The sequence below is a fragment of the Nocardia puris genome, from assembly GCF_036051655.1.
Lineage (GTDB): Bacteria > Actinomycetota > Actinomycetes > Mycobacteriales > Mycobacteriaceae > Nocardia > Nocardia puris.
On the sequence record NZ_CP107943.1, the window covers coordinates 4,129,347 to 4,144,537 of the forward strand.

Here is a 15,191-nt window from a genome sequence, read left to right on the forward strand (position 1 = left end):
GTTTCCTACGCGTTGGTAACCAGAGGGACCTGCGGGTTCAAACATGAGGAGGGGTCATGTTTTCTCGGATTCTGGTACCTGCGTACGGGAAACTTGCGTGTGACTCGGCGTACGAGCCACCAAACGTGAGGATTTCCTCATGATTTTGTGTCATTCTCGGCCCATCAGGCCCACAGGTTGAGGAACATCCGCGCACCCCCGACGCAGCGGCGTGCCGGCACGGGCATGTCGCCAGGAGAAGGAAGTCGAAGCGTCTTGACGATCAACAAGAGCACCGAAACCGGAGCCGCCGCGAACGCGAAGGTGGCCGGCCGCGCCCCGCTGCTGGATCGTTTGCTGAACGGCACTCCGTATGCGCTGGCCTTCGGCGGGCAAGGTGCGCGGTGGTTGGGTGAGCTGGAGGAGATCGGCCGCGACAGCGCGCTGGAGCCGGAGCTCACCGCACTGGTGAACGAGGCCGCCGCGCTGCTGGAACCCGTTGCGGCACAACTGCTCGTCGTGCGTCCCGTCGGGTTCGACCCCGTCGCGTGGATGCTCGAGGACGACCTCGCCGACGCTGATCAGGGGGAGACTTCGGCCGCGCCGTCGGAGCAGATCTTGCGCGCCTCGGCGGTGTCGATGCCGGGTGTGCTGCTGACCCAGCTGGCCGCGCTGCGCGCGCTGCGCCTGCAAGGACTCGATCCGGGCGAGCACGCGCCCGTCGCCGTGATCGCGCACTCCCAGGGCCGCCTGGCCGCCGAATCGCTGAAGCACAGCGGCACGCGCGACGCGGAACTCCTCGCCATCGCCCAACTGATCGGCGCCGCGGGCAGTCTCGTCGCGCGCAGGCGCGGTCTGATGCCGGTGGGGGAGCGCTCCCCGATGGTCGCCGTGTCGAACGTGGACCCGGCCGTGCTGGCCGAGGTCGTCGCCGAAGTCGCCGCCGGCGTGGACCCGGCCGCCGCGCCGGTCGTCTCCATCCGCAACGGGCGCAGGCGCGCCGTGCTCTCGGGCACGCCCGCCCAGCTGGCGCGGGTGCGTCAGCACTGCGCGGGCATCCAGGAGGAGCAGACCCGCGCCCGCGAGGCCAAGCAGCGCGGCGGCGCGGTGTTCGCGCCGGTGTTCGAGGACCTCGCGGTGGACGTCGCGTTCCACCACCCGGCGCTGGCCGAGACCGTGGACATGGTGTCGGGCTGGGCCGGGCAGTGCGGGCTCGACGCGGAGCTGGCGGGTGCGCTGGCGCAGGACATCCTGGTCGATCCGGTGGACTGGGTGGCGGCCGTCGACGGCGCGCTCGCGGCCGGTTCGGAGTGGATCCTGGACCTCGGCCCCGGCGATCTGCTGACCCGCCTCACCGGCGGTTCGCTCAAGGGCACCGGCGTCGGTATCGTGGCGGCCGCGACCCGGCCGGGCCAGCGCAGCCTGCTCACGCCGGGCGCCGCACCGGAAGTGCCGCGCGCCTGGGCCGATCACGCGCCCCGGCCCGTGCGCCTGCCCAACGGCCGCATCGTGGTGGAGACCGCGTTCACCCGCCTCACCGGCCGTTCGCCGATTCTGCTCGCGGGCATGACCCCCACCACCGTCGACGCGAAGATCGTCGCGGCGGCCGCCAACGCGGGCCACTGGGCCGAGCTGGCCGGCGGTGGCCAGGTGACCGAGCAGATCTTCGCCGACCGCGTGGACGAGCTGAAGACGCTGCTGCACCCCGGCCGCGCGGTGCAGTTCAACTCGCTGTTCCTGGACCCCTACCTGTGGAAGTTGCAGCTGGGCGGCAAGCGCCTGGTGCAGCGCGCGCGCAGCGCGGGCGCGCCGTTCGACGGCGTGGTCGTCACGGCGGGCATCCCCGAGCTGGAGGAAGCCGTCGCGCTGATCGGCGAGCTCACCGAGGTGGGCATTCCGCACGTCGCGTTCAAGCCGGGCACCGTCGCCCAGATCCGCGCGGTGCTGCGCATCGCCGACGAGGTGCCCGACTACCCGGTGATCGTGCACATCGAGGGCGGCAAGGCCGGCGGGCACCACTCCTGGGAAGACCTGGACGACCTGCTGCTCGAGACCTACGCCGAACTGCGCAACCGCGAGAACGTGGTGGTGTGCGTCGGCGGCGGCATCGGCACCCCCGAGCGAGCCACCGAATACCTGACCGGCGCCTGGTCGACGGCGCACGGCTATCCGGCCATGCCGCTGGACGGCGTGCTGGTCGGCACCGCCGCTATGGCGACGCTCGAGGCCACCACCGCGCCCGAGGTCAAGCAGCTGCTGGTGGACACCCCCGGCACCCCCGACTGGGTCGGCGCGGGTACCGCCTCGGGCGGAATGGCCTCGGGCCGTAGCCAATTGGGCGCCGACATCCACGAGATCGACAACGCCGCCTCGCGCACCGGCCGCCTGCTCGACGAGGTCGCGGGCGACGCCGACGCCGTGGCCGCCCGCCGCGCGGAGATCATCGAGGCGCTCGACGCCACCGCCAAGCCGTACTTCGGCGACGTCGCCACCATGACCTACGCGGAGTGGCTGGAGCGCTACGTCGAACTGGCCGTCGGGCTGGACCGCCGCAAGGACTTCGACTGCGGCAGCGATCTGGGCGAGGCCATCCTGGACGCCACCCGCTCGGTGTGGCTGGACATCAGCTGGCGCGACCGTTTCGCGGAGATGGTGCGCCGCACCGAATCCCGGCTCAACCCGGCCGACCGCGGCGAGATCGCCACGCTGTTCGCCGACGACGACGCGTTCGAGCGTCCCGTCGACGCGCTGTGCACGCTGCGCAAGCGCTACCCGTCCGCCGAGCGGACCCTGCTGCACCCGGCCGACGTGCCGTTCTTCGTATCGCTGTGTAAGACGCCGGGCAAGCCGGTCAACTTCGTGCCGGTCGTCGACGCCGACGTGCGGCGCTGGTGGCGCTCGGATTCGCTGTGGCAGGCTCACGATCCGCGCTACTCGGCCGACCAGGTGTGCGTCATCCCGGGCACCGTGTCCGTCGCGGGCATCACCCGCGTGGACGAGCCGGTCGGCGAACTGCTCGACCGCTTCGAACAGGACACCGCGTACTCGCTGGTGCGCGCGGGCGTCGTCCCGGCCGCCGTGGACGGGCGCCGTCGCGCGGGCGTCACCTCCGGTGTGCTCGACGTCGTGCTCGCCGCCCCCGACGTGCAGTGGGCCGGGCGCACCACGCTCAACCCGATCCACCGCCTCGGCGATCTGGGCGAGTGGACCGTGGACGAGCAGGGCGCGGTGCACCGCCCCACCGGCGCCACGCTGACGCCCACCACCGGACCCGAATCCGACCACGCCTACGTGGAATTGACGGTCCCGCTGCTGCGCCGCGACGCGGTGCGCCTGCGGATCACCGTGCCGGCCTCCAGCTACAACGGCGGCGCGCCCGTCATCACCGAGGACGACGCCGAGGCCGCCATGTCGGCGCTGCTGGCCGTCGCGGCCGGGCAGTCGCTGCCCGAGGTCAAGGGCGGCGCCGCGCACGTGAACGTGGCGTGGACCCCGGACCTGATCGCCGACCACGCGGGCGTCACCGGCTCGGGCCTGCCCGCGAACCTGAGCACCTTGGGACGCACCGTGCCCGACGTGCTGGTCGGCGCGTGCTGGCCCGCCGTGTTCGCCGTGCTGGGCGCGACCCGCACGGCCGACGCCGCGTCGGTGATCGAGGGCATGCTCGACCTGGTCCACCTGGATCACCGGATCGAGCTGCTGCGCGAATTGCCCACCACCACCAGCATTCTCGTGGTGCGCGCGGAATCGGCCTCGGTGCTCGACACCGATCTGGGCCGCGTGGTCGAGGTGCGGGTGAGTGTCGGCGAGATGCGCGACCAGGGCCTGGACGTGGTGCCGCTGGCTCAGCTCACCGAGCGTTTCGCGATCCGGGGCCGCAACGGCGCGGGCGAACTCACCGATCCGCCGCGCGCCGCGGGCACCGCGGAGTCGGCCACCGACACCCCGCGCCGCCGTCGCCGCGACGTCACGATCGTCGCGCCGCGCGCCATGGACGCGTTCGCCACGGTCTCCGGCGACCACAACCCGATCCACACCAGCGACAACGCCGCCAAGCTGGCCGGGCTGGGCAGCCCCATCGTGCACGGCATGTGGCTCTCGGCCGCCGCGCAGCACGCGGTGTCGGCCGTGGACGCCGAAAGCTCCGTTCCCGCACGGACTCTCACCGCGTGGACCACCCGCTTCCTCGGCATGGTCCGCCCCGGCGCGGAGATCGACGTGCGCGTCGAGCGGGTCGCCGTGGACGCGGGCGCCGAGATCGTGGAGGTCTCCTGCCGCACCGGCGGCGACCTGGTGATGACCGCGACCGGCCGCACCGCCGCCCCCCGCACCGTCTACGCGTTCCCGGGCCAGGGCATCCAGCGCAAGGGGATGGGCCTGGACGCCCGCACCCGGTCCAAGGCCGCCAAGGAGATCTGGGACCGCGCCGACAAGCACACCCGCGAGGCGCTGGGCTTCTCCATCCTGGCCGTGGTGCGCGACAACCCGACCTACCTCAAGGCGCGTGGCGTCGAGCACCGCCACCCCGACGGCGTGCTGCACCTGACGCAGTTCACCCAGGTCGCGATGGCGACCCTCGGCGTGGCGCAGGTCGCGGAGCTGCGCGAGGCGGGCGCCTTCGTGGAGGGCGCGATGCTGGCCGGGCACTCGGTGGGCGAGTACAACGCGCTCGCCGCCGTGGCCGGGGTGCTGCCGCTGGAGGCGGTGCTCGAGGTGGTGTTCCAGCGCGGCTCGGCCATGCACGAGCTGGTGCCCCGGGATGCCAAGGGCCGCAGCGACTACCGGATGGCCGCCATCCGCCCCTCGCAGATCGGCCTGCCCGACGACGAGGTGATCGACTTCGTCTCCGGCATCTCCGAGCGCACCGGTGAATTCCTCGAGGTCGTGAACCTGAACCTGCGCGGCTCGCAGTACGCCATCGCGGGCACGGTCGCGGGCCTGGAGGCGCTGGAGACCGAGATCGACCGCCGCCGTGCCGAATTCGGCGGCAAGCGGGCGTTCATCCTGGTGCCCGGCATCGACGTGCCGTTCCACTCGACGGTGCTGCGCAAGGGCGTGCCCGAGTTCCGGCACAAGCTCGAGCAGCTGCTGCCCGAGGATCTGCACCCGGAAGTCCTTGTCGGCCGCTACATCCCGAACCTGGTACCGCGCCCGTTCTCGCTGGAGCGCGCGTTCATCGCCGAGATCGCCGATCTGGTGCCCTCGGAGCCGCTGGCCGCGGTGCTCGCCGACTTCGAGTCGTGGGCCGCGCGCCCGACCGAGCTGTGCCGCGTGGTGCTGATCGAACTGCTGGCCTGGCAGTTCGCCAGCCCGGTGCGCTGGATCGAGACCCAGGACCTGCTGTTCACCGACACCGCGCACGGCGGCCTCGGGGTCGAGCGGTTCGTGGAGATCGGTCTCGGCGCCACGCCGACCGTGGCGAACCTGGCGAGCCAGACGCTCAAGCTGCCCGCGTTCGGCACCGCGACCGTCGAGGTGCTCAACGTCGAGCGCGAAGCCGCGATCGTGTACTCCACCGACACCGATCCCGCCCACGTGGACGAGCCGGAGGAGACCGTCGCCGAGCCGGCCGCGCAGGCCGCCGCCCCGGTGGCCGCCGCCGCGCCCGCCCCCGCGGCGAGCGCGGGCGGACCGCGCCCCGACGACATCGCGTTCACCGCCGCCGACGCCACCCGCGTGCTCATCGCGCTGTGGACCAAGCTGCGGCTGGACCAGATCGGCCCGGTGGACACCATCGAGGGCCTGTGCGACGGCGTCTCCTCGCGCCGCAACCAGCTGCTGGTCGACCTCGGCTCCGAGCTCTCGCTCGGCGCGATCGACGGCGCCGCCGACGCCGATATGGGCGCGCTCGCGGCCACCGTCGACCGGCTGGCGCGCACCTACAAGCCGTTCGGCTCGGTGCTCTCCGATGCCATCAACGACCACCTGCGCAAGGTGTTCGGTCCGTCGGGCAAGCGCCCGGCCGCCGTCGCCGAACGCGTCAAGAAGGTGTGGGAACTGGGCGACGGCTGGGCCAGCCACGTCACCGCCGAGGTCTCGCTCGGCACCCGCGAGGGCGCCAGCGTGCGCGGCGGCGATCTCGGCGGACTGGTGCCCGGCGCGCTGGGCGACGCGGCCTCGGTGGACGCGGCGATCGACGCGGCCGTGCAGGCCGTCGCGGCGCGGCGCGGCGTCGCGGTCTCGCTGCCCAGCGCGGGCGGCGGTGGTGGCGCCACCGTGGACGCAGCCGCGCTCGGCGAGTTCACCGAGCAGATCACCGGCCGCGACGGCGTGCTGGCCTCGGCCGCGCGCGTCATCCTCGAACAGCTCGGCCTGGCCGAGCAGGCGTCCGCGCCGGAGGCCACCACGGATTCGCTGGTGGATCTGGTCTCGGCCGAATTGGGTTCGGACTGGCCGCGTCTGGTCGCGCCCGCCTTCGACGCCCGCAAGGCCGTGCTGATCGACGACCGCTGGGCCACCGCCCGCGAGGACCTGGCCCGGCTGTGGCTGCTCGACGACGCCGACTCCGCCGACGCCTCGGTCGAGAGCTACCTGGGCGCGGGCGAAGCCGTTGCCGCGCAGGCCAACTGGTGGCGGGAGAAGGCCAAGCACGAGGCCCGCTCGGTGCTGGCCGGCCGCTACGCCCGCATCGCCGAGGCCGCGCTGAACACCGAGGACGCGGGCCTGTGGTCCGACGACGTCGCGGTGATCACCGGCGCGAGCAAGGGTTCCATCGCCGCGGCGGCCACCGCGAAGCTGCTCGCCGGTGGCGCGACCGTCGTGGTCACCACCTCGAGCCTCGGCGACGAGCGCCTGGCCTTCTACAAGCAGCTCTACCGCGACAATGCCCGCGACGGCGCGAAGCTGTGGGTGGTGCCCGCGAACATGGCCTCCTACCAGGACGTGGACGCCCTGATCGACTGGGTCGGCACCGAACAGGTGGAGACCACGGGCGGTGCGAAGGTGAAGGTCAAAGACGCCCTCACCCCGACGCTGCTGCTGCCCTTCGCCGCGCCCCGCGTGGCGGGCGATCTGGCCGACGCGGGCGCGCGCGCCGAGATGGAGATGCGCGTGCTGCTGTGGTCGGTGGAACGCCTCATCGGCGGGCTTTCCAAGCTCGGCGCCGACCACGACGTGGACGCGAAACTGCATGTGGTGCTGCCGGGTTCGCCCAACCGCGGCATGTTCGGCGGCGACGGCGCCTACGGCGAGTCCAAGGCCGCGCTGGACGCGGTGGTGGCCAAGTGGCGCGCCGAGAAGTCGTGGGCGGCGCGGGTCACGCTGGTGCACGCGCTGATCGGCTGGGTGCGCGGCACCGGGCTGATGGGCCACAACGATCCGATGGTGGAGGCCGTGGAAGCGGCCGGCGTGCAGACCTGGTCGACCGCCGAGATGGCCGACGAACTGCTCAAGTGGTGCACCTCGCGGGCCCGGCAGGTCACCGCGACCGGCCCGCAGCAGATCGACCTCACCGGCGGACTGGCCCGCGCCAAGCTGGACCTGCCCGCGCTGGCCAAGCAGGCCGCCGAGCAGGCCGCCGCCGCGGACGAAGCCGACACCGATGCGGCCGTGACCATTCCGGCGCTGCCCGCGCCGCCCACCGTGAGCTCGGCGCTGCCGGTGCCCGAATGGGGCGAGGTCGCCGCCGATCTCGCCGACATGGTGGTCATCGTCGGCGCGGCCGAACTCGGCCCGTACGGCTCCTCGCGCACCCGCTTCGAGATGGAGGTCTCCGACGAACTGTCCGCGGCGGGCGTATTGGAACTGGCGTGGACCACCGGCCTGGTGGTCTGGGAGAACGAGCCCAAGCCCGGCTGGTACGACGCCGAATCCGGCGAGTACGTCCCGGAATCGGAGCTCGCCGAGCGCTACCACGACGTCGTGGTCGCCCGCTGCGGTGTGCGCCGCTACGAGGACGACGCCGCCATGGTCGACAACACCGCGCCGCTGATGACCTCGGTGTTCCTGGACAAGGATCTGACCTTCACCGTCGGCGGCGAGGCCGAGGCCCGCGCCTTCCACGCCGCCGATCCCGAGCACACGGTGATCACCCCCGTCGAGGGTTCCGGCGACTGGTCGGTCACCCGCAAGGCGGGCACCGAGATCCGGGTGCCGCGCAAGGCCAAGCTGTCGCGCGTGGTGGGCGGCCAGATCCCCACCGGCTGGGATCCCACGGTGTGGGGCATCTCCGCCGATATGGCCTCGTCGGTGGACCGGGTGGCGCTGTGGAACATCGCCTGCACGGTGGACGCGTTCGTGAGCTCCGGGTTCAGCCCCGCCGAGCTGATGAGCTGGGTGCACCCGAGCCTGGTGGCCAACACCCAGGGCACCGGCATGGGCGGCATGTCCTCGATGCGCTCGCTCTACATCGACAACCTGCTCGGCGAGCCGCGCCCGAACGACATCCTCCAGGAGGCGCTGCCCAACGTGGCGCTGGCGCACGTGGTGCAGTCCTACGTGGGCAGCTACGGCGCGATGGTGCACCCGGTGGCGGCCTGCGCCACGGCGGCGGTGTCGGTCGAGGAGGGCGTCGACAAGATCAAGCTCGGCAAGGCCGAACTGGTCGTGGCCGGCGGCTACGACGATCTGGGCATCGAGGGCATCGTCGGCTTCGGTGACATGTCGGCCACCGCCGACTCGGCGGCCATGCGCGCCAAGGGCATCAGCGACCGCTACTTCTCGCGCGCCAACGACCGCCGCCGCGGCGGGTTCGTGGAATCGCAGGGCGGCGGCACCGTGCTGCTGGCCCGCGGTGACGTGGCGCTGGAGATGGGCCTGCCGGTGCTGGGCGTGGTGGCCTACGCGCAGTCCTTCGCCGACGGCGTGCACACCTCCATCCCGGCGCCCGGCCTCGGCGCGCTGGGCGCGGGCCGCGGCGGACGCGAAAGCCGTTTCGCCGCCGAACTGCGCAAGCTCGGTGTGCGCCCCGACGAGATCGCGGTGGTGTCCAAGCACGACACCTCCACCGCCGCCAACGATCCCAACGAGTCGGAGCTGCACGAGCGGCTGGCCGCCGCGGTCGGACGCTCCGAGGGCGCGCCGCTGTTCGTGGTCTCGCAGAAGAGCCTCACCGGCCACGCCAAGGGCGGTGCCGCCGCGTTCCAGCTGATCGGCCTGTGCCAGGTGCTGGAAAACGGTGTGGTGCCGCCGAACCGGAGCCTGGACTGCGTGGACGAGAAGATGCGCGCCTACCCGCACCTGGTGTGGCCGCGGCAGCCGCTGCGGTTCGGCGACCGGTTCCCGCTCAAGGCGGGCCTGGTGACCTCGCTCGGCTTCGGGCACGTGTCGGGTCTGCTCGCGGTGGTGCATCCGGAGGCGTTCCTCCAGGCCATCGAGCCGGGGCGGCGCGACGAGTACCGGGAGGCGGCGCAGCGGCGTCAGCTGGCCGGGCGCCAGCGCATCGCCGAGGCCATGTGCGGCGGCGCCCCCCTGTACGAGCGGCCGGCCGACCGGCGCTTGGGCGCCGACGGCACCCCGTCCGACCAGGTGCGTCAGCTCGAGGCCGACGTGCTGCTCTCGCCGCGGGCGCGGCTGGGCGCGGACGGCGCGTACCGCACCGACGGGTTCGGCTGCGGGGCGAGCGCGGTGATCGTCGGGCAACTCGACGGCGAAGGCACTGCGGCGCAGTAACTCCGGCCGTTACCCTGCACTCCAGGCCGCTGTACGTCCGGCGGCGCGGCCCGGCGAACCCGCCGGGCCGGGTGACACGGAGTGCGGCCGCGCCGCGGCCGCACTCCACCGAGGGTCGAGGAGCGCAGTGACCATCTTGGGGATCGGCCTGGACTTGGTGACCATCTCCGAGTTCGCCGAACAGCTCGAACGATCGGGCACCACCATGCTCAGGGAGAGTTTCACCGCGGGCGAGCGGCGCTACTGCCAGAGCAAGGGCACCGATCCGGCGCGCAGCTACGCCGCGCGCTGGGCGGCGAAGGAGGCGGTGCTCAAGGCCTGGGCGTCGTCGCGGTTCGCGCGCCGCCCGCAGATCGGCGACAACCCATACCCGCTGATCGAAGTCGTCAACGACGCGTGGGGCAGGCCGAGCATCAAATTGCACGGGCTGGCCGCCGAATTCCTGCCGCGCGCGCGGGTGCATCTCTCGCTGACCCACGACGGCGACACCGCCGCCGCGATGGTCGTGCTCGAGGATCCCGGCGAACTCGCCGACCTCATCGAGGGTCGCGTCGGCTGAGCGCCGCTACTTCTTCTGGCTGGCGGAGCGGGATTCCTTCTCCGCCACCAGCAGATAGGCGACCATCAGGCGCTTGAGTTCGGACACGGCCTCGGCGTGCGACTGTTCGTCCTGCACCGAGAAATTCAGCATCGAGTACACGACGTGCACCAGCACCTCGGCCATCATGGTGCGCCGCGCCCGGTGCGTGCGCGGGGTGAGCGGGCGCAGCATCTGCGAGACGACTTCGGCGAACTGCTTCTCGTGCAGGGCGCCGGTCGCGCGGGTGGACGGCGTGGACTGCATGGCCAGCCACACCTCGCGCCGCGACGGGTCGGTCATCCACAGGCTGGCCAGGTGGTCGACGAACTGGTTCATGTGCCGCAACCAGTCCAGCGAGGGGATCTCGCCGTGGAAGTCGGCCAGCTCCTGCGAAACCGCGACCAGGTCTTGGCGATTCAACTCGCAGACGATCACGTACTTGTTGGCGAAGAACTGGTAGAGCGTGCCGATCGGCACCTCGGCGCGGGCCGCGACCTCCTCACAGGTGAACGATTCGAAGCCCACCTCGACCAGCAATTCGCGGGAAGCCTGCAGCAGCGCGTCGAATTTCCGCTTGCTGCGCTCCTGGGTCGGCCGCTTGCGCGGCATCAACTCCTGCGGGTCGTCCTGCAACTCCAACGCGGGGTCCAGGTGTCGCTTCACCGGCTTCGCCCTGGTCTCCGTGTCCACTTCCACAGACCCAGGCTAGCGGTACCGGCACGTGGGCAACACGCGCATGCGAGTCTGCGTGTCCGACTCTGTCACATTTCACCACCCATCCACCGCCGTGACGGCTCCGAACACCAACCGAGCGTGCGTGCATCGCGCGCTCGATTCACCCGCTTGTCAAGGGGTTGCGCCCTCCACGCACGCGAGGGCGATCCGTTCGGTGTGGTCACTGGGGAAGGCGAATCTGTGGTAGCTCGATCTGTGATAACTCTCGGCGTTTCCACCGAACGCGGCGCCGTGCACGCGGTGGCGCTCGGTGACGGCGACGGGAAGATATCCGACCGGGTGCTCGCGCACCGGGTCGAGGAAACCGGCGGCGACGGCAAAGCCGACGTGGCCGCGGCGGTGCATGCAGCGATGGACCATGTCGCCGGCGAGGTGGACGGTGAGATAGCCGGGGCGGCCGTGGCGTATCGCGACGCGGCCGAACGCCGCGCCGTCGTCACGGCGCTCGCGGCGACGCCGTGGCACACCGCCTCGCTGCTGTCGGCGAAGTCGGCGCACCTGAGCGCGTCCGGCGCGATGACCTGGCTCGACGAATTCGACAACCTGCTGCTGTGCGAGGTGGTGCCGGGCCACCAGGCGTTCACCCTGGTCGACCGCGCCCGCAGCCGGGTGCTCACGGCGGTGGCGCAGACCGGTGGCGCCACCCCGGAATCGCTCGGCGCGGCCGTCACCGCGGCGCTGGATCAGATCGAGGCGGCGGCGGTGCGGCCCGACGCGGTGGTGCTGATCGGCTCGTCGGCCGACACTCCCGCCGTGCGCGCGGCGGTCGAGCGGTTCGGCGCGCCCGTGCTGCCGTGTCCGATCGCGACCACGGCGTCGGCACTCGGGGCGGCGCTGTTCGCCATGGACGACGTCCCGGGCGCGGTCGTGCCGATGCCCGAGGCCCGCGCGCGGCGCGGCGGACGCCGGGCGGGCGCGCTGTTCGCGGTGGCGGGCGTGGTGGCGGCCGGTGCGGTGGGCGGCGCCTGGTCGCTGTTCGACGGTTCGGCGCCCACGGTGGTGGATGCGCGCACCACCGCCGACTCGCGCGTGGTGTCCGACAGCGGCTCGTCGGCGGGTCTGAGCACCGGGTCGACGGTGCGGCCCGGTGAGCTCCCCGAAGGCCTCGTGCCCGACGAACGTCACCCCGCGCAGGGTCCGGCCCCCGTGGTGAAACCACAGGCGGCGCAGAGCGTTCCGGGCGACGCGGCCTGGGCGGTGCAACAGTGGGGGAGCAGGCCCCTCGCGCTGGAGGACGCCGTCGCGCCCACGGAGGTCGCGGGCGAGGCCGACTCGGTTCCGGTGCCCGGCACCGGGATTCCGTCGTCCGGTCACAGCGACCCGGCGTTCCGCGGCGACGAGCCGCTGCCGCCCGCGTTCACCCCGGAGGCACAGCGGTGGTGGGACAACCACTTCCGCCTGATGCTGCGCTGGGGGACCGACCAGGTCGTGCGCTGACGCTCTCGTCTCGGAAGGACAGGAGTCTCGAAATGCCCGGCATCACGGCGATGCCGGGCATTTCGCGTGGTGCGGCCGGTGGGAGCGTGATGTCACGTGACCCGGGCCGGCACGGGATCGGCGGTCAGGGGCGACCGTGGTGACGCCGGAGCCCGGGTTTCCCGACGGTTTGGGAGCATTCGCGACGGCCGTGCGGCCCGACCGTCAGTTGGCGGTGCGGCGGCGGAACAGCGCGCCGGCCGCGAGGTAGCCGACGAGCCCGAGGCCCGCGCACCACAGCACCGCCAGCCACGCGCTGTTGCCGATGGGGGTGCCCATCAGCAGGCCGCGCAGCGTCTCGATGATCGGGGTGACCGGCTGGTTCTCGGCGAACGCGTGCAGCGCCGTCGGCATGGTCTCCGTCGGCACGAACGCGCTGCTGACGTAGGGCAGGAACATGAACACGAACGTGATCCCGTTCGCCGCTTCGGGATTGCGCGCCAGCAGGCCGAACGCGGCCGCCAGCCACGACATCGCGACCACGAACATCCCGATCACCGCGAACGCGGCGAGCCAGCGCAGCGGATCGCCGGTGGGGCGGAAGCCGAGCGCGACGGCCGTGGCGATCACCAGCGCCGTGGTGATCAGGTTGCGCAGCAGGCTTTCCGCGACGTGCCCGGCGAGCACGGCCGACCGCGCGATGGCCATGGTGCGGAAGCGGTCGATGATGCCCTCGGCCAGGTCGGTGGACAGTGAGACGGCGGTGGTGGCGGCGCCGAACGCCGCGCACAGCAGGATGATGCCGGGCACGACGTAGTCGATGTAGGGGCCGGGTCCCACGTCCATCGCGCCGCCGAAGACGTAGACGAACATCAGCAGGATCACGATCGGCAGCGCGAACGTCACGATCATGGTGTCGGGGCTGCGCAGGGTGTGGCGCAGGCTGCGGTCGAACATGGTGCCGGAATCCTGCGCGGTGCGCAGGGCGCGGACGGCGAGGGTCGGTGCGGTCATGGTGAGGGGTCGCTTTCTCGTCACGCGGCTTTGCCGGCCGCGGTGGGGTGCCCGGTGAGGGCGAAGAACACATCGTCGAGGTCGGGGGTGTGGACGGTGAGCTGCTCGATGGTGACGTCCGCGTCGGCGAGCCGGTCGAGCAGGAGTTTCATCTCGACGGCCGCGCCGCCCGACGGCACGGTGAGGGTGAGTTCGGCGGGGTCGGCCTGGGCGTTCGCGACGGCGCGGGCGGCCGCGGCGAGGGTGGCGTGGTCGGCGAACCGCAGCTTGATGTGCCCGCCGGGGACCAGCCGCTTCAATTCCTCGGCCGTGCCGTCGGCCACGATGCGGCCGCCGTCGAGCACCGCGATGCGGTCGGCGAGCTGGTCGGCCTCCTCCAGGTACTGCGTGGTGAGGATGACGGTGGCGCCGTCGGCGGTGAGTTCCCGGATGGCCGTCCACAGATCGCGGCGGCTGCGCGGGTCCAGGCCGGTGGTGGGCTCGTCGAGGAACACCATGCGCGGGCGGCCCATCAGGCTCATCGCCAGGTCGATCCGCCGCCGCATACCGCCGGAGTAGGTGGACACGGGCCGGTCGGCGGCTTCGACGAGGTCGAAGCGCGCGAGCAGATCCGCACTGCGGCTTCGGGTCTCGGCCGTGCCGAGGTGCAGCAACTTGCCGGTGAGCCGCAGGTTCTCGGCGCCGGTGAGCACGTTGTCGACGGCCGCGTACTGGCCGGTGACGCCGATCAGGCGGCGAACGATGTCGGGTTCGCGCAGCGGGTCGTGGCCGAGCAGGCGCACCTCGCCGCGGTCGGGCTTGCTCAGGGTGGTGAGGATGCGCACGAGCGTGGTCTTGCCCGCTCCGTTGGGGCCGAGCAGGGAGTACACGGTGCCCGCGGCGACGTCCAGGTCGACGTTGGTGAGCACCGTGTGCGCGCCGAACGACTTGGCCAGGCCGCGCACGGTGAGGGCGGGGTGGGGGGACATGCGATCTCCGTTCAAAACTGTTTATGAGATAAACTCAGTTTATAGAGTAAATAGTTTTGTGGCGCAAGGGAAGCCCGCCGGGGCCCGGATAGAGTCGGAGTGTGCGAAGGAGGTCGAGGCGATGACGCCGGGCGAAGAGGTGCTGCCCAAGTCGGTGGCGTTGATGTGGGGGCTGGAGCGCGAGGGCGGTCGCGGGCCCAGACGCGGGCTCACGCTGGACCAGATCCTCGACGCGGCCATCGCCGTCGGCGCGGCGGAGGGCTACGCGGCGATGTCGATGAACCGCGTCGCGCGCGAACTCGGCTTCACCGCGATGTCGCTGTACCGGTACGTGGACAGCAAGAGCACGCTGGCGGAGATGGTGCTCGACCGCGTGGTGGGGTTGCCCCCCGAGATCGGGCCGGAACTGTCCTGGCGGGAAGGGCTTTCGCTGTGGGGGCGCACCGAATACGAGGTGCTGGGCCGCCACCAGTGGGCGCTGGACATCCCGCTCGGCACGCCGCCGCTCGGGCCCAACAACATGGCGTGGCTCGAGGCCGGGCTCGGCACGCTGTCCGGCGTGCCGGTGCCGGAATCGGTGAAACTACAGCTGGTCATGAACCTGTCGCTGTACGTGATCGGCAGGCGGCGCATGGCGCGCGACATCGCCGCCGACCTCGACGCCGAAATCGACTTCGACGAGCCGATGCGTCACTTGCTCGACCCGCAGCGATTCCCCGCGCTGCTGGCCGCGTTCGCCGAGCGCGCCTTCGACAACAAGGACATCGACTGGGCGGAAGCCGATTTCGTCTTCGGCCTGGACCGCCTACTCGACGGCTACGAGGCGTTCCTCAGCTCTTATGGACGCTGACTACACCGACAGGTCGCGGCGGAGTTCGTTGTACTGGGCG

At 71.9% G+C, this 15,191-nt stretch carries 7 protein-coding genes; 4 read left to right on the forward strand and 3 right to left on the reverse strand.

The genetic code is table 11. The features are described from left to right. Window positions 1–255: 255 nt before the first annotated feature. Together OHB21_RS18970 and acpS are read left to right on the forward strand one after the other, a co-directional pair. Window positions 256–9,588 carry a fatty acid synthase subunit beta domain-containing protein gene (locus OHB21_RS18970; protein WP_407674976.1) on the forward strand — a complete coding sequence of 3,111 codons (9,333 nt, stop codon included), beginning with the start codon at window positions 256–258 and terminating at the stop codon, window positions 9,586–9,588. Window positions 9,589–9,715: 127 nt separating this feature from the next. Further along, window positions 9,716–10,147, forward strand: coding sequence for a holo-ACP synthase AcpS (gene acpS, locus OHB21_RS18975; RefSeq protein ID WP_067514116.1), 432 nt, complete (start codon window positions 9,716–9,718; stop codon window positions 10,145–10,147). 6 nt (window positions 10,148–10,153) lie between these two features. On the opposite strand, the gene OHB21_RS18980 is transcribed toward acpS, so the two are convergent. Then, a complete protein-coding gene (locus OHB21_RS18980) occupies window positions 10,154–10,777 on the reverse strand; it encodes a TetR family transcriptional regulator (protein WP_407675251.1) in 624 nt (207 codons plus the stop codon). Window positions 10,778–11,083: 306 nt separating this feature from the next. Between OHB21_RS18980 and OHB21_RS18985 the strand changes: the two genes are divergently transcribed. Continuing rightward, window positions 11,084–12,340: a hypothetical protein gene (locus tag OHB21_RS18985; RefSeq protein ID WP_195125697.1), complete on the forward strand. Its 1,257-nt coding sequence runs from the start codon at window positions 11,084–11,086 to the stop codon at window positions 12,338–12,340. A 204-nt stretch (window positions 12,341–12,544) separates the two neighbouring features. Here the strand turns inward: OHB21_RS18985 and OHB21_RS18990 are convergent, their stop codons facing one another. After that, window positions 12,545–13,333 carry an ABC transporter permease gene (locus tag OHB21_RS18990; protein WP_067514114.1) on the reverse strand — a complete coding sequence of 263 codons (789 nt, stop codon included), beginning with the start codon at window positions 13,331–13,333 and terminating at the stop codon, window positions 12,545–12,547. Window positions 13,334–13,353: 20 nt separating this feature from the next. Then, window positions 13,354–14,301 (reverse strand): ABC transporter ATP-binding protein, encoded by a 948-nt coding sequence (locus OHB21_RS18995; protein ID WP_195125699.1) that lies wholly within the window; start codon window positions 14,299–14,301, stop codon window positions 13,354–13,356. Between the two features lie 121 nt (window positions 14,302–14,422). Between OHB21_RS18995 and OHB21_RS19000 the strand changes: the two genes are divergently transcribed. Next, the gene (locus OHB21_RS19000; RefSeq protein WP_067514112.1) at window positions 14,423–15,151 is read left to right on the forward strand and encodes a TetR/AcrR family transcriptional regulator; all 729 of its coding nucleotides are present in this window, start codon (window positions 14,423–14,425) and stop codon (window positions 15,149–15,151) included. The last annotated feature ends 40 nt before the right edge of the window (window positions 15,152–15,191 follow it).

Bases quoted from the DNA above. Each gene is read 5' to 3' on its own strand.
- OHB21_RS18980 (WP_407675251.1), bottom strand. From the start codon at position 10,777: ATGCCGCGCAAGCGGCCGACCCAGGAGCGCAGCAAGCGGAAATTCGAC.
- OHB21_RS18990 (WP_067514114.1), bottom strand. From the start codon at position 13,333: ATGACCGCACCGACCCTCGCCGTCCGCGCCCTGCGCACCGCGCAGGAT.
- OHB21_RS18995 (WP_195125699.1), bottom strand. From the start codon at position 14,301: ATGTCCCCCCACCCCGCCCTCACCGTGCGCGGCCTGGCCAAGTCGTTC.
- OHB21_RS19000 (WP_067514112.1), top strand. From the start codon at position 14,423: ATGACGCCGGGCGAAGAGGTGCTGCCCAAGTCGGTGGCGTTGATGTGG.